The following is a 24558-nucleotide window of genomic DNA, read 5'->3' as shown; positions in this document are numbered from 1 at the left end:
TGCCCCGCCCGCCGGGTTGAAACCCAGCGCAAAGCGGTATCGCTTTGCAAAGCTATACAAAATGAGGGTGGAAACCCTCATGAATTATTGGTCGGGTCGGGCTGTCTCGCAGCTCGCTGTTCGCTCGGCCCTGCGCAAAATTTCGCTACGCTCATTTTGCTGGGTCTGCGGCTTCGCCGCCCTGCTGTCCATCCCTCAGCCTGCGGCCCTTCGGGCCTGTAGGACGCCAAAAGAGGGCCTTGGCCTAGCGATGCGGCGGGGTGGCCCGAAGGGCCAGACCAAAGGCGAAACGAAGTGTAGCCTGAAGGGCCGAGCAGAGAGCGAGCCCCAAAGCGTAGCGCCTGCCGAAGGCAGGAGGCTCCAAATATATATATACAGATAGCAGATGAATAAACTAATACCCTACTTTTTTCTCCTTTTAGTTGGACCAATTTGGGGGCAGAGCTTATCGGAGCCTGCCGTTTTTCAGCATTATTTTAAAGATGATTTGCGAGCCGCTCGTTTGTATACGGATGCGGGTTTGGGCAAATATTTTTGGTTGGCCCAGCAGCGTGAGCCCAACCTAAATTACTATGGTTTTGATGATTATAGTTTGGACCATGATGGGGCTTTTGGCAGCATTTTGCTTACGCCCAAGCATCAACCTCTTTTGGGGGTAGACCTTATGGGCAGTCATGCTGGAGAGTTCAATGGGGCTTTGCGCAGCCGTTTGGATGTTGACGCCATGCAAGTGAGTTTGGATGTGCAAGGGCAATACCTGAATCAAATTCGGGATGCAAATGGAGATGGTTGGCAAGATCAGGCTCAAAATCAGAGTTTTTATTTGGACAACGGCTGGGATTTTTATTCGGGCCGCTATCACTCCAACAACAATATTCAGTTTTTGAGTTTGGAGCAGCAAGAGGGGCAAACCGCCTTTTTGCAGGGGGATACGATGGCCTATGGTCAAGGACTCAAGCTGCAACAGCAGCAGCTCAGTAGTCATCATTTGGTGGGGTTTCGGACCAAAGATTTATTGCTTGTCAATTTGCAGTATAAGGACCATATGCAGCAACGAAATTGGGGCGATCGAGAATATGAGGGGGAAGAAGTGCGCCTAGATGTCAAGGCCCGCTATGAATACCACCTCAAATCGGAGCTGGACATTTTTCGGATGCAGTTGGATGTGGTCCAAAATCGCTTTATTGAGCGATTAGACAGCCAGAATTTTAGACGGGATGAGCGGCTTTTGGGCGGCGCTTTGGGCTATGATACTTATTGGGGACCAAAATGGCAGTTGATTACACATATGCAGTTGCATTATCATAATTTGGCAGGCCCCCAATTTAGTCCTCAACTAAAATTGAATTATCAGTTGCATAAGGACATTAAGAGCAACTTTTTTGCTGGCCGCTCTTGGCGTTTTGCCAATCCCTTGACCGAATATGCTGATTTATTGCGCACGGGCCGCCGCATAGAAGTGGATAGCGATTGGCAGGCCGAAGAACTCTACTATTATGGTTTTGCCTTAGATGCTTCGCGTTGGTGGACTTTTTCTTATGGGCCATTTGGATCTTTTCTCTCCCAGTTACAGTTTCGTTGGCGGCAGCAGCTAGCGCCTCAAGAGATGGTGGTCAACTTAGATGAAGACCCTTATTTGCTTAGCTTTGACTATTTAGATGAGGGGCAGATGGGCTTGCGAAATAGCTTAGAGGTATCTGGGGGCATCAACTTTTCAGAGCCCTCTCTTTCCTTTAATTTTGACTATCGGCATAGTCGTCGTTGGAGCTATATCGCAGATCAGCGTCGAGAGTTGCCCCTTTATAGTCGCCATCGGTTGCGCTTAGCGGCTCGTTATATTTGCCGTTTTCGGAATTGGGAGACAGGGCGACCTATTTATCTTTTTGGTATAGAATCTATTCTATATTTGCAATCTGGCCAACGACTACCGAGTTTGGGCGCTAGAGGAGAGGTGCCAGAAAGGAGTCCGGGCTTTAGTCGTTGGGATATGGAGCTAGAGTTGCCTTTCAACCGTTGGTTTTCAAAGTCTAAGTTTTTTAAGCAAACAGGATTTAGACTGGGGGTACAGCAATTGCTTAATAAGCAACAAAAAACGCTTATCTATGGCGCAGAAGATCCTTTTTCTGCAGATTTTGAGGGCGGCTATCAATGGGGAAGTACTGTTGGCCGACGATTTTACCTTCATTTTAGCTATCAGTTGATGTAGCAAGCAAAAAAGCCTAGTATCATCAGATACTAGGCTTTTGCTTAATGGCTAAGACTACTTAAAAAGTTGCTCAAGTAGGTCTTCATCTGCTTCTTGGGCAAGGGTGACTTGCAAGCCTGGAGAGCGTTTCATTTCTTCTTCAATGGCAAAACGGGCGTGGGGGTTTCTGGCCCAGGCACGTCGGGCAATCCCGTTATTGACATCCCAGAAAAGCATTTGTTGTAATCGGCGATCAGCTTCGGGGCTACCGTCTAAGAGCATTCCAAAGCCGCCATTGATGACCTCGCCCCAACCTACGCCGCCACCGTTGTGGAGGGAAATCCAAGTGGCTCCGCGGAAAGCATCGCCCACAAAGTTTTGTACGGCCATATCGGCAGTAAAGGCCGAGCCATCATAGATATTAGAGGTTTCTCGATAGGGCGAATCTGTTCCAGAAACATCATGATGATCGCGTCCAAGGACCACGGGCCCTAGTTTGCCTTCAGCAATAGCTTGATTAAAAGCTTGGGCAATGCGAATGCGACCTAATGCATCGGCATAGAGAATACGGGCTTTAGAACCCACGACCAATTGGTTTTCTTCTGCGGCTTTGATCCAACGGATATTATCGGCCAATTGTTGGCTAATTTCTTCAGGCGCATTTTGGGCCATGTCTTCTAGCACCTGAGCGGCTAGTTGATCAGTAAACTGTAGATCTTCCGTTTTGCCAGAGGCACAAACCCAACGGAAGGGGCCAAAACCAAAGTCGAAGCACATCGGCCCCATAATATCCTGCACATAAGAGGGGTATTTAAACTGGCCATCGGGCAGGCAAATATCTGCTCCAGCTTCATCGCGAGCAGCTTTGAGGAACGCATTGCCATAATCGAAGAAATACATGCCTCTTTCGCTCATTTTATTGATGGCGTTTACATGTCGGCGGAGGGTAGCTTGTACGGCTTGGGCAAATTGCTCGGGTTGTTCGCCCATCATTTGTTTAGCGGTCTCAAAATCTAGATCAACAGGATAATATCCTCCTGCATAAGGGTTGTGTAAAGAGGTTTGGTCAGAGCCTAATTCTACCTGTACATTTTGCTCGACCAAATATTCCCAAAGCTCGACCACATTCCCCTGATAGGCCAAGGAAACGGCCTCTTTTTTAGCTCTAGCGCTTTCAATTCGCGCAACTAATTGGGCCAAATCGGTATAGACTTCATCTACCCAGCCTTGCTCATGTCTTTTCTGTGTGGCAAGAGGGTCGGCCTCAGCGACAACGCCAATAGCGCCAGCAATTACAGCAGCTTTGGCTTGAGCGCCGGACATTCCGCCTAGTCCAGCCGTAACAAATAACTTTCCACCCAAATCATCGCTGCCTTGCAAGCGGCCAGCATTCAATACCGTAATGGTTGTACCATGCACAATACCTTGTGGACCAATATACATATAAGAGCCTGCGGTCATTTGGCCATATTGGGTCACGCCTAAGGCATTATAGCGCTCCCAATCATCTCCCTTAGAGTGGTTGGGAATCATCATGCCGTTGGTGACCACTACTCTAGGCGATTCTTTAGGGGCTGGGAAAAGCCCCAAAGGATGACCAGAATACATTACTAGGGTTTGCTCATCAGTCATCTCAGCTAAATACTTCATGCTAAGGCGATACTGGGCCCAGTTCTGAAAAACAGCACCATTTCCCCCATAAGTGATGAGCTCATAAGGATGTTGGGCCACAGCAGGGTCCAAATTATTTTGAATCATCAGCATGATAGCGGCGGCCTGCTTAGATTTACAGGGGTATTCTTCGATAGGACGGGCATAAATGGCCTGCTTGGGTTGGTAGCGGTGCATATAAATGCGTCCGTATTCCTTGAGCTCTTGCATGAATTCAGGAGCCAATTGAGCATGTAAATGCTTAGGGAAGTAGCGCAACGCATTTTTGAGGGCCAGCTTTTTTTCTGTTGGGCTAAGAATATCCTTACGCTTTGGGGCTCTACTAATACTAGGGTCCATCTTAGGATATTCGGGTAATTCTTGAGGAATACCCGCTAGTATTTCGGCTTGAAAAGAAGTTAGGGTGGAGTTGTTGGTTAGCATAGTTACTGTTTTTTGTGAAGGGAGCTATTATAATAAATAGCTGTTCTAATTGCTTGTTTTGGGTCGTTTTTTTGATAATGACAAAAGGTCCAATACTAACGTACTGGACCTCTTGTTGTTTAATCTTGCACACATCGGCAGGCGGCAAAATTAGACTGGCTATAACTGGCCCCTCTTATGTTTTCATCATCATAATCGAGGATTTTATAATAGGCGTTTTGGGTGCCCTCAGGATCGCTGGTCCAAAAAATGCCATATTCACTCAAGCCCCTAAATTCTCCTTGAGCAGTTAGATAATCGCCAGCGGGAAAAACCTTAAAGCCTAGGCGATCAACGCCATTGTTAGAGAGTAACCAACCTGAATTAGCTTTGAGCAAACGAGCGGCTCCTCCTTCATCATAGGGAAGACTTTGAACTAGATTGTCCCATTCGCTTCGGCTGGGGAGATGAAAACCTGCAGGACAGGCCGAGTTGGCTGCACTCCAAGTATATACGCGGCCATAAAGCGTAGCTGGAAAATCGGGATTGACCAAAGAGGCATTTGCTTGATAGCGCAGATTTTCGCCCATCCAAATTTGTCCGCCCATTTCAGTCAATAAATAAAGTTGATTGTCTCGACTATCTTCAAAATAGGCGGGTTGGCCAAAAAACTCTAGGGCAGGACCATTAAGGCCTTCCACTTCGGCGCGTACCTTTTGGCTGCGGTTTTCTCGCCCAAAGGTCCAATACATCTGTGCTACGCCATAACTATTGGTTTTACTGCGAGCCTCATAAGTATCATTCTCGAGCTGACCGCTACCAATGACGACCTCAAAACTCACTTCAATATCTTCTAGGGGCTCTCCTTTATTATTAGTCACGCGGACCTGTAGTGGGCTTGTTTGTTGAGCGCCCAAAGGCGTTTCTTGATTATTTCCGGCAAAAATACTGGCTTCTGCGGGGGTATTTTTATTACAGCTGCTCAAAAACAGGGAGCAGCCAACAAGGAAGAGGGGAAGGTGGCGAATAAATTTCATGCTAGGCGCTAAATTTTAAAAGAAGAAGGTCTGTTCGTGAATGGATTTGGGGCTGCCCCGCCCTTTGGGCGGGTCGGGCTGTGTCGTGGCTCGCAGTTCTGCTCGGCCCTGCGCAGCAGCAAGCTGCTGCTGGGTCTGCGGCTTCGCCGCCCCACTTTCCATCCCTCAGCCTGCGGCCCTTTGGGCCTGTAGGACCTATAAATGATAGCTTTACCTCTTAAAGATAAAACTTTTGTGGAAGAGAAATGCAGCCCTTGGCAAAATTGCGGCAACTGGGCGGGCGAAGCCCGCCAGGCCGTAGGCCTAATGGCCCAGCGCTGCGCACTGGTGGCCGCAGGCCAGACCAAAGCCGCCTTAGGCGGCTGCAGGGCCGAGCGAATAGCGAGCCAGGGAGCCTAGCGGCGGCCGCCCCGAGCTAAAGGGCGGCCGCGGGCCCCAAAAAAAAGGACCATCCTGCAGGAGAATGGTCCAGAAAAATAATTTTTCGTTTTGCTTAGAAAACGATACCTATACGTAGGCCAATATTGTGGAAGCCAGTGCGGGCTTTGTTGTCTTCTAGTACGTTGCTTGCATTAAAGAGTTGGTTAGTGCCTACGGCATCCAAGAACGCATAGTTATAGAATAGGCCTGCAGTAAGGAGTAGGCCACCTTCTTCGTTGGGCGAGTACTCTACACCGGCGCCAGCGCCGAGTTGGATTTGGAGAGGGAAAATATCCTTATAGACATTTTCGCCTTTTACTTTTTCGGGGGTATAGTAAGTATTTCCTTCAGTTGTGCTGAAATTATTATTTTCAGCTGTTTCAATGCTTGCACGAGCGGAAACGGGAATACCGATTGTGAGAACAGGCAGTTGGAAAAAGGCGCGCATATAGCTTTCGCCCAATTCATTGGTGCGTAACTTTAGGCCAACAGGAATTTCGAGGTAATTGAGTTTATATTTTACCTTAGTATTGGGGTTTAGAAGAATATCATCGCCATCCGTTCCTGCTACGCCAGTACCATTAACGGTATAAGACTCTACATCTAATTCAGAATCGGGGAAAAGGCGTCCACCATCTTCATAAAAAAGAGAGCCACCACGGCCAAGAGAGAAATTTCCGCCCATAATTAGCGCATAATTATCGCTATTGCCAAAGTAATATTCTCCGAGTAGGCCAATTGTAAAGCCGACATTGCTGCCATCGGGCTCTACGTCCTTATCGTTAGAGGCGAAAAAAGAGATAGAAGGCTCTACATAAACGCCAAATTTAAATTCCTTTTGTGCTTGAGCAGAAACAACAAAGGCCAAAAAGGCCGTTAATAAGGTGATTTTACGCAGCATAACTTTTTATTTTAGCAGATATTAAATATTGGACTTGTTGAACTGGCGAGTATTTAGCAGCAAGCCAAGTTCAGCAAATTCATTGAACTCATAAAATTAGTGTAAAATATGAAAACTCTTTGGGGCCTATTGGCTTTTGTCTTCCTTTTTTCCGTCTTTACGGCTTGTAATACAAGGCCTGATCGTTTGTCTAAATATCAACCGAGCTTATCTGACCAAAAAGCCAAGGTAGAGATTTTTCGTTTTGAGCAGGACCTGATGGCTTTGCCCAAAGACAGTACGAAGATAAAAGAAGGGATAGAGAAATTGAAGGAAAAGTATCCGGATTTTGCGCCCCTATACTTTGGGCAAATTATGGGGATGCCTGATAATCGGCCAGATTTTGCGGCTCGTTTGTTGAGTTTTCTCAACTTTAAAGAATCAGAACTACTGTATGACAGTATTCAGTTGGCTTATCCCAATTTAGATAAGGTTCAGGCTGATTTGGAGCAGGCTGCGGTCCATTATCTCTATTATTTTGGTGGCAAAACGCATCCTTTTGAGAAGGTCTACACCTACTTTAGTTTTTATAATTACGGGACCTTTACCTTAGAAAAGTATTCGGGTTTGGGATTGGATTTCTTTTTGGGGCCCGATCATATAGGGTATTTGGCTCATCCCAACTTGAAAAATGCTTATATGCGAAGAACTTTAACAGCAGAGCATATTCCGGCCAAAATGGCTTATGCTTTGGCTGATCAATTGGTCGAGCAGCAGGCCAAAAGGGAGAGCAGTCGTTTGATTGATGAGATGATTTTTAATGGGAAAAAGTTCTTTTTAGCTGGGGCGCTTTTGCCACAGACCGCAGATAGCCTCATTTTTGATTTCTCGGCCTTTCAAATTGAGTTTTGCGAAAAAGGCGAGCAGGGTTTATGGGATTATTTGGGCGAGCAGGACCTTTTGTATAGCAGTGATGCGACTAAATATCGCAAATATGTTACGGTGGGACCTTTTAAGCCAGACTTAGATTTGCCAGGAAATAGTGGGAGTTGGTTGGGCGCGCAAATTTTAAGGCAGTATGCGCAACGTCGGCGTTTAGAGCTTAAAAACAATCGACCCAATAGCAGTCCACAAGAAATAGATCAAGTGATCATCCAGGAGATTCTAAATGAGAGTAGTCCAGAGCACTTCATGAAACGCTACAAGCCAAGGAAATAAGTAAAAAGGGCTGCCAGATTTTCTGGCAGCCCTTTTTGTTCCCATCCTAAAGGCCATTAGCCTCCTTTATATAGTACTCAATAGCTTCTGCCATAGAGCGTATTTTGGGGTTTTCTGGATCTGGAACTTTGATGTCAATATATAGGCCTTTTGCCTCAATGGCTTTGGCGGTAGAGTTGCCATAAACGGCAATTCGGGTATTATTTTGTTTAAAGTCGGGGAAGTTATCGTAGAGTGAATCTAGGCTAAGTGGGCTAAAAAAGACCAAAATATCATAGAATACATCTTCGAGATCAGAAATATCAGAGCTAGCAGCTAGGTACATTTCTGAAACGGCAAAGTTGAAGCCTTCATTTTCTAGAAAAGTCTCATAGGCTTTTTTGCCTAAGTTAGAAGAAGGAAGTAAAAAGCTTTCTTTCTTCTTATGCTTGAGCAAGTGAGGTTTGAGGTCTTGTAGTGTTCTTTTGCCAAAGAATACTCGACGTTTGCGGTAGGTGGTATGTTTCTGCAAATAAAGCGCAATAGCTTCAGATAGACAGAAATATTTTGTTTCTGCGGGGACCTTATAGCGCATTTCCTCACAAAGGCGGAAATAATGGTCAATAGCAGATTTAGAGGTAAAGATAACTGCTGAATAATCTTCCAGCTTTACCTTTTGTTTACGAAACTCCTTGGCCGAAACGGGCCGAACCTCTGTAAATGGGCGATAATCCACCTTAATACCGTACTTCTCTACTAGGCGATCATAGGGAGCTTTATTATTTTCGGTTGTCATTTGAGTCACCAAAATGCTCTCTACTCGCTTCAATCTTTCTTTTGCTTCCACGGATGACATATATTCCCTTTGGCCCTTTTATAGTTAAATGATAGACAAGAATTTGAGTAGAATTAGCGGGGGGGCTATTTCAACGCTGCAAAGGTAAAGAAAAAATTGAAACTTATGAAATCGAACTGTATCTAGAGCAGTAAATGCTGCACGTAAAGAGGTATAAGTCAAGCTAAGAATAAGGGCTGCACCTAAAAACATTGGCAAAACAGCTTGTACATCGGGAGCCGTATAGGCCAAAAGGAAAAGCATAGGCAAGAGCACAAAGCCCATAATTCGGTGTTGATTGGCATTCAGGTAGCTATAAAAGCTCATTTCTTGACTAATGGGATAGAGTTCGCCCAAAAGTCTCAAAACGGCTTGTCTGATGGTATATCCAGTCATAGTAGCCGCTATTAAAAAAGCAAAATTGCCAAAGCCCCAATTTGGAACTTGCCCTGCTTGTAGCAGTTGGAAATTGCTTGCCAAATAGATAAAACTACCTATTGCAAAACCTGCTTGTAGATAAGTGAGCAAATTATAAGCTGACCACTGCTGAAATCGTTGTTCCCGTTCTTCTTGTCCAGCAATATTTAGGTTGCCATAGGCCCAAAAATCTCTATAGGTTTCAGAACGGTAGGCGGTGAGTAAAAAGGCAAACAAGAGTAATTGCCCCAAAAGTGCAAACAGTAACCAGGCTGGCTGCCGCTTTGCTTTTTGGGTAGAGGTAGATAATACCGCAGGCTGTTCTTTGGGGGCAAATAATTCACTCCAAAATTTATCTATCTCTATATCTTTAGCCAATTGAACTTTCCGTTGCCCTAACTGCTGCCCTTTTTTGGGTAAGTTGAACGGATTACTAAAGTCTTCCAAGTCATAGGGGTTGTCTACATAGTGCTCCCTAGATATTTTGCTGGCAGTATAAGGCGCTGGAGCCGCCTTTTGAGGGGCCAAACGCAGCTGCTCAAAAGCTAATGGATCTTCTAGCAGCTGAGCTTCTTGCTCCTGCTTTTCCTCCACTAGCATATTTAAACTCAAGGCATCCGCAGCCAATAATTGCTGTTCTCCAAATTGAGCCGATAAGGTCACCTGGCCCAAGAAAAAGCAAGTAAAGAGCAACAAAATGCGCTGAACTACTATATATTTCGTCTCGATATTCGTCAAAATGGACAGAAATTTGTCGCTTTCCTGAAAACTGTTCCCTAATTGGGAACTTTGCTGATAAAGATACAAAAGCAGGGCAGACAAACGGTCTATAAGTCTTTATTTTTCTACTTTTAATGTGACTTTAGCCTTATTTCCCCCTCTTAAAATTGAATTTATTCGATAACAGCGCTATCTCAGCGCCATAACAAGCAAAAAAATGAAACAAATTAGCTTTATTCTTCTTCTCTTTTTTGCCTTCGCTTTCGGAGCTCAGGCCCAAGTAAAAGCCACACTCAAAGAAGAGGTGCGTAGCATGAGTGAAGGTGCTCATAATGCCCTAGTCGTCGATCTCCCCAACTGCTCTGCCGATAAAGTAGGTGATATCTGGAAAACCTTTGTCAAGAAAAATTATAAAGGCAAGGTGAAATACAAAAAGAAAGATAATCTCTATATCTCTGATGATGCCATCGTTAAGGATATGAGCGAAAATACTGTCGATATCTACGCTACCGTTCAAGATAAAGGCGAAGCTGGAGCCGAAATGGTCATCTGGTTCAATCTAGGCGTGAGCTACCTCTCGCAAAAGGAGTTTCCCAACCAATTTCAAGTCGCCGAAGATATCGTAGACAAGTTTACCAAAAAATTGAGCGCCGACCTACTCGAAGATTTACTCAAAGTCGAAGAGAAAACCCTCAAGGACCTAGAGAAGGATATGAAGGAACTCGAAAAAGACGAGAAAAAACTTACCAAAGATATCGAGGACTATAAGGAGACTATCAAAAAGATGGAGGAAAATATCAAGCAGGCCGAAGAAGATATCAAAAAGTCTAAGGAAGATCAAGGGACCAAAAAGAAAGAGGTCGATGACCAAACTCAAGTGGTCGAAGAACTCAAACAAAAAATTAAGGCCAGTAAATAAATGGAAAAGCTCCTCTTCTATGAGGGGCTTTTTTATTTTTTTGGGCCTCCCGCCTTCGGCGGGCGCTACGTTTCGGGGCTCGCTGCTCGCTCGGCCCTGCGCAGGCTTCGCCTACTTGGTCTGGCCCTGCGGGCCACCCTCTCCATCCCTCAGCCTGCGGCCCTACGGGCCTGTAGGATCCAAATAAATGGACCAAACTTCTTTTTTTTAAAGGCGGGAACAAAGATGCCTCAAAAATTGTAAGTTTGTGCGTCTCCACTTCTCAACGACTGGAGCCCTTCACTAACCAATAATTTATCATGGCAACTAGCGAAATCCTATTCATCCTCGAAAATATAGAGCTGATTGATTTTTATGGTCAAAATGATAGCAAACTGGCATTGGTCCAAGCTAGCTATCCAGACCTGAAAATTACGCCCCGAGGCAATACCGTCCGCATTAGCGGAGAAAAACAAAGGGTGCAAGAGGTGAAACATAAACTAGAGCTGATGGTCAAAATGCTCCAACAATTAGGCGAGCTACACCCTCAGGCTGTACAAGATATGCTCAAAGGCGAAAACCCCTTTGAGAGCAAATTGCGTAAGGTCAACCGCAACGCGATTGTATATGGCCGCTCTGGCAAACCCATTACCCCTCGTACGCGCAACCAAAAGAAATTGGTTGAACTAGCCGATATTAACGATCTAGTCTTTGCTATTGGTCCAGCCGGAACCGGAAAAACCTATACGGCAGTGGCTATGGCAGTGCGCGCCCTCAAGCAAAATATCGTCAAAAGAATCATTTTAACTCGCCCTGCAGTAGAAGCGGGCGAAAATCTAGGTTTTTTGCCTGGAGACCTCAAAGATAAGATTGATCCTTATCTACGGCCCTTGTACGATGCCCTAGACGATATGATTCTGCCCGATAAGCTCAATTACTTTATGCAAAATCGCATTATTGAGGTGGCCCCACTAGCCTTTATGCGGGGACGTACACTAGATGATGCCTTTGTCATTTTGGATGAGGCCCAAAACACCACAGAAATGCAGCTCAAGATGTTCTTGACGCGTTTGGGCCCCAATGCAAAATGTATCATTACTGGCGATCTTTCTCAGATTGACTTGCCCAGAAAACAGCAGTCTGGTCTTATTCGCGCATTACGCATCCTAAAAGGAGTAGACGGAATTGGCCAGCTTTATCTGGATGCTAGCGATGTGGTCCGTCACCGCCTCGTTAAGGAAATCATTCATGCTTACGATCGAGATGATGCGGCCCAAGAAAGCCGTAGAGAAGATTGGCGCCGTAAAAAAGAAGAAGAGCGAAATAATGACCCTCATTAAAATAAGCGCTGCTTTTATGATAAATCCCTCAGGAAAATTCCTGAGGGATTTTTTTGGCCCTTGCAGCATCTAGCAGGCCCGAAGGGCCGCAGGCTGAGGGATGGAGAGGGTGGCCCGCAGGGCCAGACCGAAGCGCTTTAGCGCTGAGGGCCGAGCGAGCAGCGAGCCCGGAACAGCCCGACCCGCCCAAAGGGCGGGGCAGCCCCAAAAAAAGAAAAACAAATAAAAAGTTGACAATTTAATTCTGAAGTGATTTAAAAAAGAAGGTTATACATTTTAAAAGTTGACAAATGGAATAAAAGCTCTTTTTACTTCTGTAGTGAAAGATCGTTCTTTGATAATGTGAAAAGCCAATAAGTGTAATTGTAAATCCCTCTTAAATCACATAGATTATGAATTGGAAAATATTTTATATTAGTTTAAGTTTTTTACTATTCTTTTTGGGTAGTGGAGCGTTGAATGCTCAATGTAGCAATTTTAGTGTTGTAGGTACTGTGACGGATGCTAGCTGTGGTAATAATGGTCGAATTGAACTCACGATTACGGGTTCAGGACAATATTATATAAACTGGTCTCGCTATCGCTATTGGGGGCATCTAGCTTCAGGGGTAACCTTTCTCGATAGCCTTTCTGTAGGCCATTACTATGTTCAAGTAACTGATCAAAATTTGGGTTGTACTGAAGACTTGATGTTTACGGTAGGAGGACCCTTGCCTCTTTATGCGGCAGTGATTCCCGATACCAATAGTTGCCCAACGACGGAGCTTCTGGCCAGTCCAAGAGGAGGAACTAGCCCTTATACTTATGCTTGGAGTACTGGGGCGAATACGCCTGCGATTAGTAATCTACCCGCAGATCAAACCTATTCTTTAACGGTAACCGATGCTATGGGCTGTGTAGAAGTCGTTAGTTATCATAATGACACGGCAGCTTGCAGCCTGCCCCTAGATATTTGTAATTTGGAGTTGGAGAAAGGGTTTCGTAATTGCCCTATTGATACGCTTGATGTTAGAGCGCTTAATGGGGTTGCCCCTTATAACTATAATTGGAGTACAGGAGCTATAGATATAGATAACTGGGGGGTAAATATCGCTGTGAGTGCTCCTGGCACTTATACAGTAACTGTAACTGATGCAAGTAGTTGTTTTTTGGTAGACACGATAGAAGTGCCTAGTAGTAATCCTATTCAGATTACGCCTATTGTTACCCCTGCTAGCTGTGGACAAAATGATGGAGTTATTGATTTGAATGTGACGGGTGGGTCTGGAGGCTATTTTTATTATTGGTCCAATGGTAGCCGAGAGGACCATATTGATAGCTTAGCACAAAATAGCAGTTATTATGTTTTTGTTAGAGATAGTCTAAATACTGATTGTAGTAATAGCGCGTATAATATAAATGTTGGTGGACATGGTCAAATTTCTCCTGTAGTAATAGCGGCCAATTGTCAAAATACAATGGGAGAAATTGCTTTAAATCCTGTTGGCTTTAGTAATCCGCAGTTTGTTTGGAGTACAGGAGATACTGGCTCCAATTTGACGAACCTCAGTGCTGGTACATATACAGTAACGATTACAGGAGATAGTTGTCAAACTGCTCGTAGTTTTTTCCTTGAGCAAGATTCTAGCTGTTTGGTAAGAATTTCTGGACGAGTAACGAATAATACCACTGGCGGAACTTGTACTGCAGCGATAGCAGAGGCACAGCACCTTATTCGCCTACTGCCATCAGGACAGCTAGTGAGTACAGACCAAAATGGTTTTTATTCTTTTGAGTTAACTCAGGCTGGAAATTATACGCTAGAATTAGTTCCTCGTAGAGGAGGCGTACAGCTTTGTCCTGCAGGGAATATTACTGTGAATGCAACTACTTTGGGGACCAACTACACTGGAAATGACTTTGTTGTGACGAATCCTTCAGTAAATGATTTGTATGTGAATTTCATTAATACAACAGTTGTGGCTCCTGGTTTCTCACTTCACACCCATCTAGACTACTGTAATGCAGGGGATAGCCCCCAAAATGTAAGCTTTACGCTGGATTATGATAACCAGTTGGAGTTTAATCCTACAGCTACAGATCCACGCTATATGAATATACCTTGGTACACCTACCATAATGCGAGCATAGTTGCTCATGATGCAGTCAATAAGACAATAACTTTTGAAGCGAATAATATAAATCCAGGAAGTTGTGGGGCTGTCCGTGTTAGTCTCTATACTCCTACTACAGTTCCTCTAGGTAATCAGGTGACGAATAGTGTAACTATTAGTCCTGTTCTTGGAGATGCTACCCCAGCTAATAATAGCTATACTGAAAGTTGGCCCGTTATAGGCTCTTGGGACCCCAACGAGATCGTTCTCCGCCCCACTCGCTCTGGCGACCCCCGCGGACAAGCTGAAATCTATACGCAAGATGAGGTCCTTGACTACACCATCCATTTCCAAAATCTAGGTACTGCCCCCGCCTATACCGTAGTCATTCGCGATACCCTAGATGCTAGTTTGGATGCCACTACTTTGGCTAACTTACAGTTTTCTCATGATGGAACGATGAGCGTTGAAAATGGAAATATCCTCGTCTTTACCTTCAATAATATCAACTTGCCTGATGCCGATACTGATGAAGCAGGCAGCCATGGATTTGTTAAATATAGCATCAATAGAGATCCTAACTTGCCCCTAGGCGCTGTAATTCCCAACAAGGCGGCGATCTACTTTGATTTCAATGCGCCCGTAATCACGAACCTCAGCGAGGCCACGATTTCAGCCCCCACAAGTACTCGCCAACTTGAATTGCTCAACAGCAGCTTCAAGGTATTTCCTAACCCCAGCCAGGGCCAATACTTTGTCAGCTTTGAGCAAAGCCAACCCCAAGACCTGCATCTTCAGGTCTACAATATGCAAGGCCAATTGCTTATTGAACAAACTCAAGCCGATGCCCCCACATCTGGACAAATGAGCTTTGATCTTAGCAATTTCCCTGCAGCTCACTATTTGCTCCGCATCAATGGCCAAGACCAATTGATCCAAAAGCAATAGAAGAGTAGTTCTCAAGTCTGTACAGACTTTTATTTTGCGGTCGCTGTCCTCACCCTTTTTTGGGTGGGGGCAGTTTTTTTTAGGGGCGTTACTCCTTTCAGTCGTCGAACTGCGGCTTGCAGCCTTGTTGTCGCCAGCAAGCTGGCTCGATCTGGCCTGACGGCCACCCCGCCGCATCGCTAGGCCAAGGCGGCTGCGCCGCCTACTGGACCAATTCTGCATCTAGCAGGCCCGAAGGGCCGCAGGCCTAGCGATGTGCAGGGGTGGCCCGCAGGGCCAGACCAAGTAGGCGAAGCCTGCGCAGGGCCGAGCGAGTAGCGAGCCCCGAAACAGCCCGACCCGCCCGCAGGGCGGGGCAGCCCCAAAAAATAAAAAGAAATAAAAAGTTGACAAAAATATATTTAGGTGCATTTATAGTAGGACTATCTAATTTTTAAGATTGACAAATGTTGAAAAAGCTCTTTGAGGATCTAGGAGGAAAGCGCGTTCTTTGAAATATGAGAAGCCAGTCCGTGTATTGGCTATAAATTACAGCATCCATTATTTCCCCCTTAAATCTATTAGATTATGAATTGGAAAAGATTTTACCTTGGTTTGAGTTTTCTACTGGCCTTTTTGGGTAGTGGGGAGCTCATGGCCCAATGTGTCAATTTTAGGGTACATGCCTATCCTGACACAATGATTTGCCCCGCCCAATCTGTTCAAGCCCATATTTCAGGTGGGCAAGCACCTTATATTTATCAGTGGAGCACTGGCGCCACTACTAGTTCTATTCCTACCCCTAGTTTGGGGACCTATAGAGTAACGGTGCAAGATGCCAATGGTTGTATAGCTAGAGACAGCATTGTAGTGAATAATTTTAGTCTAAGCGCTAGTGTTGTAGATGCTAGTTGTGGAAACAACAATGGCCAAATTCAATTGTCGGTCTTGGGTTCTGGTCCCTATGACCTACGTTGGTACACGGCCAACTGGCAGTATGTGGGCTCAGGCATGACGCTCGCTAATGTTCCCGCCGGAAGCTATACAGTCCAAGCTTATGATAGCACCACACAATGCTACGAAAGCCAGACCTATACCGTAGGTGGAGCCAATGGTCTTCAGGCGACAGTAATTCCAGATACGAATAACTGCCCAACTACTTCACTGTTTGCATCTGTGAGTGGTGGAACTTCGCCCTATAGCTATACTTGGAGCACTGGCGCAACTACTGTTGTTGTGAACAATTTGCAACCCGCACAAACCTATACCTTAGCGGTGGTAGATGCTAATGGCTGTGCCGATACGGTAAGTTATTATACGGATACAACTGCTTGTAATCAGCAGCAGCCTTGTACTGTTCAAACGAATGTTTATCCGGATAGCTCAAACTGTCCCGCCAATGCCTTTTATGCGCAAGTGAACGGACACAACCCCTCTACGACTAGTTATTACTGGAGCGGGAGCAACTCGACTACCCTATATAGTGGTATTTTGTCGCCAGGTCAGCACTATTTTTCGGCCTATGACCAAAGCACCGGTTGTATTGACACAACTTTCTTTTATGTTGATTCTGTTTGTAACAACCAACCTGTTTGTAATATGCAGGCCTATACCTACAGCCAAGGTTGTCCCGCCGATACACTTTCTGCTTATGTATGGAATGGCGCTGCGCCTTATACCTATAGCTGGAGCACTGGATTGACTGTTACGACACAGAGTAATCGTCATGACGCTTTTGCATCAAATGGTGTTGGACAATATAGTGTAACGATTACCGATGCTAATGGCTGTACAGCGGTAAGCTCAGTACAAGTCAATAGCCAAGCACCTATGCAAGTAAGCTACACTATTAACGATGCTTCTTGTGGACAAAACGATGGCGCCATTGATTTGACCGTAAGCGGAGGCGATGGCATGTACATGTATAGCTGGTCCAATAACAATTGGCAAGAAGACCAAAGCAACCTAGCCCCAGGTTTCTACTCTGTTTATGTTTATGATAGCTCTGGCTGCTCCGTTTATCTAGATAGCCTAATGGTAAACGGTAGCGGAACAATCAACCCCAGCCTTACGCCTGCTAACTGTGTGGATTCTTTAGGAGCTATTGCCCTAAATCCCACTGGCTTTAGCAATCCTCAGTTTGTTTGGAATACTGGCGCCACTGGCCCCAACTTGAATAATCTCGCTTCTGGGGTCTATACGGTAACCATTACCGATGATAGCTGCCAAACTGCACGTACGTTCTTCCTCGATCAAGATTCTAGCTGTGCTATCATGATCGCTGGACGAGTAACCGATAATACCGCTGGCGGAACTTGTACCCAAGGTACTGCCGAGGCCTTCCGCCTAGTTCGCCTACAACCCGCTGGAATTATCACAACAACGAACCAATACGGCTACTATCAGTTTACCGTAACGCAAACTGGAAACTATACTGTAGAGCTTCTACCCGATGGCGTAAGCAGCCAACTTTGCCCCGCCGCCAATATTAACGTCAATGCCGCTAATGTAGGAGGCTATTATGGTGGAAACGACTTTGTGGTCACTCATCCACCCGTTAATGACTTGCGCGTGAATTTGGTCCACTATAGTACTTCTACGCCCGGTTTCTTGCTCTATACTTATGTTTACTACTGCAATGATGGAAATACGACCCAAAATGCAACGATCACGGTAGATTATGATAGCCAACTAGAGTTTAACTCTACAGCACAAAACCCGAACTATACCAATGCTGGCTATTATAGCTATAGCAATGCTTTGATGACGGCTCATGATGCCGTAAATAACAATATTACCTTTACCGCCAATAACTTGGGCGCTGGCGAATGTGGACTTATCCGCATCTACCTAAGCACCCCCACTACAGTGGCCCTAGGTAATCAAGTAGCCAATAGCGTAGCCATTACCCCCATTTCTGGCGATGCTACTCCCGCTAATAATACAGATGTGGACAGCCTAGTTGTAGTGGGATCTTGGGATCCTAACGAGATTGTTCTTCGCCCAACTCGCTCTGGCGACCCCCGCGGACAAGCTGAAATCTTTGAACAAGATGATGTTTTGGACTATACTATTCATTTCCAAAATCTAGGTACTGCCCCTGCTTATACCGTAGTGGTCCGCGATACCCTAGATGCTAGCTTTGATGTGAGTAGCCTAACTAATTTGCAGTTCTCTCATCCTGCTACAATGACGGTTGAAAACGGAAATATCCTCGTGTTTACTTTCAATAATATCAATCTTGCCGATGCCAATAGCGATGAACCCGGCAGTCACGGATTTATCAACTATAGCATCAATAGAGATCCTAACTTGCCCCTAGGCTCTGTAATTCCCAACAAGGCGGCGATCTACTTTGATTTCAATGCGCCCGTAATCACGAACCTCAGCGAGGCCATGATTTCAGCCCCCACAAGTACTCGCCAACTTGAATTGCTCAACAGCAGCTTCAAGGTATTTCCTAACCCTAGCCAGGGCCAATACTTTGTCAGCTTTGAGCAAAGCCAACCCCAAGACCTGCATCTTCAGGTCTACAATATGCAAGGCCAATTGCTTATTGAACAAACTCAAGCCGATGCCCCCACATCCGGACAAATGAGCTTTGATCTTAGCAATTTCCCTGCAGCTCACTATTTGCTCCGCATCAATGGCCAAGATCAATTGATCCAAAAGCAATAGAAGAGTAGTTCTCAAGTCTGTACAGACTTTTATTTTGCGGTCGCTGTCCTCACCCTTTTTGGGTGGGGGCAGTTTTTTTTGGGGGCCTCCGCTGCGGCTTCGCCTTGCGGCGCTACGTTCCGCAGCTCGCTGTTCGCTCGGCCCTGCGGCCTGACGGCCTCGGTCTGCGGCTTCGCCGCACTGCTGCACATCGCTAGGCCAATACTGTAGGTTAAAACCTACAGCAAGCAAGGTATTGCTCCGCAATATTTTTTATGAAATGCGGGTTGAAACCCGCATTGATTTAAATCTTTTGGCCTTTTATCTATCTCATCTTAGTCAATTGATCCTCCTCTAGTTATGGGCTGAAGGTTTTAACCTTCGGCCCATTTTATTAGGGCTTAGATGGCCTCCCTTCTTGCTGTGGGTTTTAACCCACAGGTCTATATATTCTAGCCTAGGGCCTTTGGTCATGGCTGCAGAACCTCCTAAATAATTTGAAGGAGAGCTACTGGGGATTTGTGCAATGGCATTTGTAAAGTCGGGTAAGAGACTGTTCAGGATTTTGTGTATCCGAATAAAATTTGGGCTGTTTAATTTTATGAGGGTTTTAACCCTCATTCATACATCATTGCGCAGCAATACCATCTGGCTGTAGGTTTTAACCTACAGTTATTATAAAAGGCCAATTATCGCCTAGGGACAAGCCCTAGACTAATCAAATGGAGTCAGCCCTAGAGGGCCTCAAAGGCTGATATGCACGGTCTTGCTAAATGATTATAGCAAAGAAGAACCTTATCCAAAGGCCCTCTTTGGAGGGCTGTCTGAAAAGTTAGCCTAGGGGCTTGTCCCTAGGCGCAGAGAAGGGTAGACACAAAATTTTAAACAGCTCTCCAGCAGGCTAAAGCCCTTGTTTGCTTTTATTACAAGTCGTGATGGGCCGATGGTTTTAACCTTCGGCTCATTTTACTGCGCTTAGTATGGCTTCCTTTGTTGCTGTAGGTTTCAACCTACAGGTCCTATAAAATACCAATCCTCCCTTAGGGAAAAAGAAAACCCCCTCGCAGGAGGGGATTTGCCTTCTAGCTGGCCCCAATCCCATTCCCTACAATAACAATTGACCGAAGCGGAAGAAAAAGCCCCCTCGAAGGAGGGGGCGACTCCAGCCTTAGCCTAGGGCCAAGGCCCTAGGGGCAGGAAAGGACACACACAAAAAATTTCAAACAGTCTCTACTATCTGTACCTGCAGCCTAAAGGCCGCAGCCAATCTTGTTGGGCCATCATCTTGCTCGCCGCAGCGGCTTAAAAGCCCCTGCTTTTTTAGGGTTGGGGAATAGCTTTTGTTTTCAGGTCCTGCGGCTTTTAAGCTGCAGCTAAAAGGGCCGAAGGCCCGCAGGCCTAGCGATGCGGTGGGGTGGCGCGTAGCGCCAGACCAAGGAGCCGAAGGCGACGCAGGGCCGAGCGAAGAGCGAGCCCCAAAGCGTAGCGCCGCAAGGCGAAGCCGCAGCGGAGGCCCCAAAACAATATCCTAATCTACCGCCTCTGCCAACTCCTTCAAGATAGATTTGGCTGCCTTGAGGTTGCGCAAACCCTCGCAGATGAGAATGAGGTGTTTGGGACTTTGCTTGAGGAAAAAACGGTGGTCGCTATGCTTCTGGATATAATCCAAAATGCGCAAGAAATAATCGCTTTCATAAAAGGGCGAATCCTGTTTACTAATAAAGTAGCAACGGAGCTTTTTGCCCTTGAAGTGCAGGCGCTCGAAGCCCAAAGAGCGGGCTATCCAGCGGAGGCGTAGGGCCTCAAACAACTGGTTGACCTGTTCGGGTAAGGGGCCAAAACGGTCAATCATCTTCTCGCTAAAGGACTTAATATCGGCCTCATTGTTTAGCTCATCCATCTTTTGGTAAAGGGCCAAGCGTTCGCTGATAATGGGCACATAATCGGAGGGAATCAGCATCTCTTCATCCAGCTCAATGATGACATCCTGGACAAATTCCCGCTTTTTCTCCATCTCCTCCTTAAAGAGTTCTTTGTACTCGCCCTGCTTGAGCTCCTGAATGGTCTCATTCAGAATCTTTTGGTAGGTTTCATAGCCCATATTGACAATAAAGCCGCTTTGTTCGCCGCCCAGAATATTTCCAGCTCCCCGAATATCGAGATCGCGCATAGCAATATGGATCCCGCTGCCCAATTCGGCAAACTGCTCAAGGGTTTGTAGGCGCTTGCGAGAATCGGAGCTCAGGACCGAAAGGGGAGGGGCCAAAAGGTAGCAATAGGCCTTTTTGTTGGAGCGGCCCACTCGGCCCCTCAACTGATGCAAATCGCTGAGGCCAAAATGGTGGGCATTATTGATAATAATGGTATTGGCATTGGCGATATCGAGGCCCGTTTCGATAATATTGGTACAAACAAGGACCTCATTATAGCCCTGAATAAAGTTCATCAGGCGCTTTTCGAGTTGGGCGGGCTCCATTTGGCCATGGGCCACGGCCACATCGAGATTAGGCATCATTTGGCGGAGCATAGCGGCCATATCTTCTAGGCTTTTCACTCGGTTATGGATGAAAAAGACCTGTCCACCTCGGCTAACTTCCTGCTCAATGGCTTCTTGAATAAGCTCCGCATTAAAGGTCCGCAGCTCCGTGTGAATAGGTTGGCGGTTAGGGGGCGGGGTATTGATGACCGAGAGATCTCGGGCGGCCATGAGGGAAAACTGTAAGGTACGGGGGATAGGCGTGGCGGTTAGGGTCAGGGTATCTACATTGACCTTCATATTGCGGAGTTTCTCCTTGGAGGCCACTCCAAACTTTTGTTCCTCATCAATAATGAGCAAGCCTAGATCGGCAAATTGGACCTTCTTATTAAGGATGGCATGGGTGCCAATCAGGATATCAATTTTGCCTGCTTTGAGGCGCTCGTAAATTTCCTTTTTCTCTTTGGTGGTTCTAAATCGGTTGATATACTCCACCTGCACATCAAATTGGCCCAATCGCTTTCTGAAGGTTTGGGCATGTTGGAGGGCGAGAATAGTGGTAGGGACCAAAATAGCTACCTGTTTGCCGGCCACCACGGCCTTAAAGGCGGCGCGAACGGCAATCTCTGTTTTGCCAAAGCCCACATCGCCACAAATGAGGCGGTCCATAGGGTAGGGCTTCATCATATCTTCTTTGACGGCCTCGGTGGCTTTGGCTTGATCGGGCGTATCTTCATAGATAAAAGAAGCCTCTAGTTCATTTTGCAAATAGCCATCGGGGGGGAACTGAATACCTTGGGTAGATTTTCGTTTGGCGTAGAGCTTAATGAGGTCAAAGGCCAATTCCTTAATCTTCTTCTTAGTCTTTTTCTTGGTATTGGCCCAGGCATTACTGCCTAATTTGTGGACCGAAGGCGGCTTGCCGTCTTTGCCCACATATTTAGAGATTTTGTGTAGGGATTGAATGCTGACATAGAGAATATCTCCGCCATCATAGACCAATTTAACCGACTCCTGTTGTTTGCCGTTAATCTCAATATTTTGGAGGCCAGCAAACTTGCCCACTCCATGGTCAATATGCGTGACATAATCGCCAGGTTGCAGTTCGTTGATGGCCTTCATCTTTAGGGCCATATTGCGATCAAAGCCTCTTCTCGTTTTGTATTTATGGAAGCGCTCAAAGATTTCGTGATCGGTATAGCAGGCAATCTTGAGCTCTTGGTCTACAAAGCCTTTATGCACGGTTTTTTGGATGGGGTGCCATTGGACATGGGCGCGTAGATCTTCAAAAATGCTGTAAAAGCGTTCGATCTGTTTGGGGTTTTCGGCCAAGATGCAATTGGTAATTCCCTGTTGGGTATTTTCTCTAAGTTGCTCAATCAGGCGCTCAAAGTTTTTGCTAAAGGGGGGCTGTAGGCTACCCAAAAAGCTAAAGCTAGGAGATTGTTTATAATAAGCCGTGTTAGAAAACTCTAGCAAGCGTTTATCGGCTAGTTGCTCCATAATATGGCGGGGAAAAACAAAGGCTTCTTCATTGAGTAGGCCAATTTCTTCCACTCTTTCGAACTGTTGTTGTTCTTGGAGTTGGGCAGAGAGGAGTTGGGCTTTTTCAAAGCAGTCTTGTAAGCGGTCTAACAAAAGCTGTACATCCTCTACGCAGAGGAGGACCTCTTGGGGGAGGATGCTAAAGAGATCTGTTTTTTGTTCCTTCTTAAACTGGGTATTGACATTGGGCACAATAGTAACAAAGGCCATTTTTTTGGTAGAGAGTTGAGAGCTAGGATCGAAAGAGCGGATGCTTTCTACCTCTTCATCAAAGAGCTCTACCCGATAGGGGAGTTCGTGTCCATAAGAGAAGATATCGATAATGCCGCCACGCAGGGCATATTGACCGGGTTCGTACACAAAATCGACATAATTAAAGCCGTATTCGGTGAGAATTTCTACTAAGAACTTACGGTCTAACTCTTCGCCCACCTTAATTTTGATGGCATTTTCGGCTAGTTGTTCGGGGGCCACGACCTGTTCAAAAATGGCTTCTGGATAAGAGACCATAAAAGGGGGGATACTGTTTTGGTCGAGCAGCTTACTCACGGCCTCGGTTCTTTGCAAAACGCTGGCGCGGTCTAGTTTGTCAAAGCCTTGGGGTCTGCGGAAAGAGTCGGGGAAAAAGAGAATCTCCTCTCTTTCACTGATGTTTTGTAGATCGGCTTGCAGGTAGGCGGCCTCTTCTTTATCATTGGCTAGAACGAGTAGTGGCCGTTCTGTTTTTTGATAAAGGGCGTAGAGGAAAAAGGCTTTTTGGGAGCCATAAAGGCCCTTGAGTTGTAGCTTTTGGCCCTCCTTTTTTTGGAGAGTTTGACAAATATCGCTGAGTTTTTCTGACTTGCGATAGGCTTGGAGTAAGGTCTTAAAATTCATGATACAAAGATAAACGCTTTGCGAATAAAAACAGGAATAAGCATTTTGTTTTGGTCTTGGGCCAGTTTTGTATTGGCCCAGCGCTGCGGAGGGGTGGCCGCAGGCCAGACCCAGCGGGCGAAGCCCGCGCAGGGCCGAACAGACCTGTGAGCCCCGCAGCATAGCGGCGGCCGACCTAGGCGGAGCCTAGCCGGCCGCGGGCCCCAAAAAAGCCCCTCAAAGAAAAACTTTGAAGGGCAATATATTTAGCGGGTAAGGACGATATAATCGAGTAGGAGCTGGCGCAAAAATTCTAGGCGATTTTTGAGCAGGGGAACCTCCAGTTGTTGAGATAAGTGCTCGCTCAATTCGACAATGACCTTTTTGTGGGCTTTATTTTTATACTTTTTGTGGCGATCGATTACTTTTTTAACAAAGAGCATATCTTGTTCGCTGAGTTGTAGGACCTCTGGGTATTTGGGTTCATAGCCTTCCTTTTTGGCTAGAGAGAGGATATCTTCTAAGCGAAATTGTCGGCTTGCTTTTTTGCGAACTACGGTGCTGCCCGATAGCAAATCGCCCATTCTTTGACTGTGGGCAGAAGAAGAAATCATCAGGCTGGCCACAGAGCCAGCAGATCCCCAAATATCAATGAAGCGAAAGGCCCAGCGTAGGACATAGTCAAAGGCTTCGGCGGGTTCTCCATTGAGTTTTATAATGCGTAGGCCCACAGCCCGTTTGCCAATGGTTTGTCCATCGAGTAAAATCTCGGAGACCAGCGTATAAAAGAGTATAGTAGGGAGGACGACCAAGATGGCGAAATACATATAGGCACCGCCATCAACGACTACCCCCGCAATAAGGTTGAGGACAATGAGTATCCCAATGAGTATCAACATATCGACCATAAAGGCAGATATGCGACTCCCCAAGGGGGCCAACTCATATTGGATGCTCACTTTTTGAGCGGTGGTAATCTCAATGGTTTTCATGGCAATTGGCT

At 46.0% G+C, this 24558-nt stretch carries 13 protein-coding genes; 6 read left to right on the top strand and 7 right to left on the bottom strand.

The features are described 5' to 3' along the window. The first annotated feature begins 385 nt into the window (after positions 1–385). Positions 386–2206 carry a TonB-dependent receptor gene (locus PPO43_RS06170; RefSeq protein WP_272620942.1) on the top strand — a complete coding sequence of 607 codons (1821 nt, stop codon included), beginning with the start codon at positions 386–388 and terminating at the stop codon, positions 2204–2206. 54 nt (positions 2207–2260) lie between these two features. Here PPO43_RS06170 and PPO43_RS06165 read toward each other — a convergent pair whose 3' ends face one another. The 3 genes from PPO43_RS06165 to PPO43_RS06155 all read right to left on the bottom strand — a co-directional run bounded on the left by PPO43_RS06165 (position 2261) and on the right by PPO43_RS06155 (position 6616). After that, positions 2261–4279, bottom strand: a complete 2019-nt coding sequence (locus tag PPO43_RS06165; RefSeq protein ID WP_272620941.1) for a urocanate hydratase — start codon at positions 4277–4279, stop codon at positions 2261–2263. 119 nt (positions 4280–4398) lie between these two features. Then, on the bottom strand, positions 4399–5295 hold the full coding sequence (locus PPO43_RS06160; RefSeq protein ID WP_272620940.1) for an FISUMP domain-containing protein: 897 nt from the start codon (positions 5293–5295) through the stop codon (positions 4399–4401). 493 nt (positions 5296–5788) lie between these two features. Continuing rightward, positions 5789–6616 (bottom strand): porin family protein, encoded by an 828-nt coding sequence (locus PPO43_RS06155; protein ID WP_272620939.1) that lies wholly within the window; start codon positions 6614–6616, stop codon positions 5789–5791. Positions 6617–6724: 108 nt separating this feature from the next. Here PPO43_RS06155 and PPO43_RS06150 point away from each other — a divergent pair, with 108 nt between their 5' ends. Further along, positions 6725–7813: a gliding motility protein GldB-related protein gene (locus tag PPO43_RS06150; RefSeq protein ID WP_272620938.1), complete on the top strand. Its 1089-nt coding sequence runs from the start codon at positions 6725–6727 to the stop codon at positions 7811–7813. Positions 7814–7859: 46 nt separating this feature from the next. Here PPO43_RS06150 and PPO43_RS06145 read toward each other — a convergent pair whose 3' ends face one another. Beyond that, a complete protein-coding gene (locus PPO43_RS06145) occupies positions 7860–8648 on the bottom strand; it encodes a uroporphyrinogen-III synthase (protein WP_272620937.1) in 789 nt (262 codons plus the stop codon). Between the two features lie 24 nt (positions 8649–8672). After that, positions 8673–9782 carry a DUF4271 domain-containing protein gene (locus PPO43_RS06140; protein WP_272620936.1) on the bottom strand — a complete coding sequence of 370 codons (1110 nt, stop codon included), beginning with the start codon at positions 9780–9782 and terminating at the stop codon, positions 8673–8675. Between the two features lie 199 nt (positions 9783–9981). Between PPO43_RS06140 and PPO43_RS06135 the strand changes: the two genes are divergently transcribed. The 4 genes from PPO43_RS06135 (at position 9982) to PPO43_RS06120 (ending at position 18700) form a co-directional block, all read left to right on the top strand. Then, positions 9982–10683 (top strand): hypothetical protein, encoded by a 702-nt coding sequence (locus tag PPO43_RS06135; RefSeq protein WP_272620935.1) that lies wholly within the window; start codon positions 9982–9984, stop codon positions 10681–10683. Between the two features lie 299 nt (positions 10684–10982). Beyond that, positions 10983–12002, top strand: coding sequence for a PhoH family protein (locus tag PPO43_RS06130; RefSeq protein ID WP_272620934.1), 1020 nt, complete (start codon positions 10983–10985; stop codon positions 12000–12002). A gap of 392 nt (positions 12003–12394) precedes the next feature. Next, a complete protein-coding gene (locus tag PPO43_RS06125; RefSeq protein WP_272620933.1) occupies positions 12395–15043 on the top strand; it encodes a DUF7619 domain-containing protein in 2649 nt (882 codons plus the stop codon). A 567-nt stretch (positions 15044–15610) separates the two neighbouring features. Beyond that, on the top strand, positions 15611–18700 hold the full coding sequence (locus PPO43_RS06120; RefSeq protein WP_272620932.1) for a DUF7619 domain-containing protein: 3090 nt from the start codon (positions 15611–15613) through the stop codon (positions 18698–18700). Positions 18701–20207: 1507 nt separating this feature from the next. Here PPO43_RS06120 and mfd read toward each other — a convergent pair. Continuing rightward, on the bottom strand, positions 20208–23576 hold the full coding sequence (mfd, locus tag PPO43_RS06115) for a transcription-repair coupling factor (protein WP_272620931.1): 3369 nt from the start codon (positions 23574–23576) through the stop codon (positions 20208–20210). A 245-nt stretch (positions 23577–23821) separates the two neighbouring features. Next, positions 23822–24547, bottom strand: a complete 726-nt coding sequence (locus PPO43_RS06110; protein WP_272620929.1) for an RDD family protein — start codon at positions 24545–24547, stop codon at positions 23822–23824. Between the last annotated feature and the right edge of the window lie 11 nt (positions 24548–24558).

Origin of the sequence: Saprospira sp. CCB-QB6 (assembly GCF_028464065.1) — a bacterium.
Taxonomy (GTDB): Bacteria; Bacteroidota; Bacteroidia; order Chitinophagales; family Saprospiraceae; genus Saprospira.
This window is presented reverse-complemented; position numbering and strand designations above follow the sequence as displayed.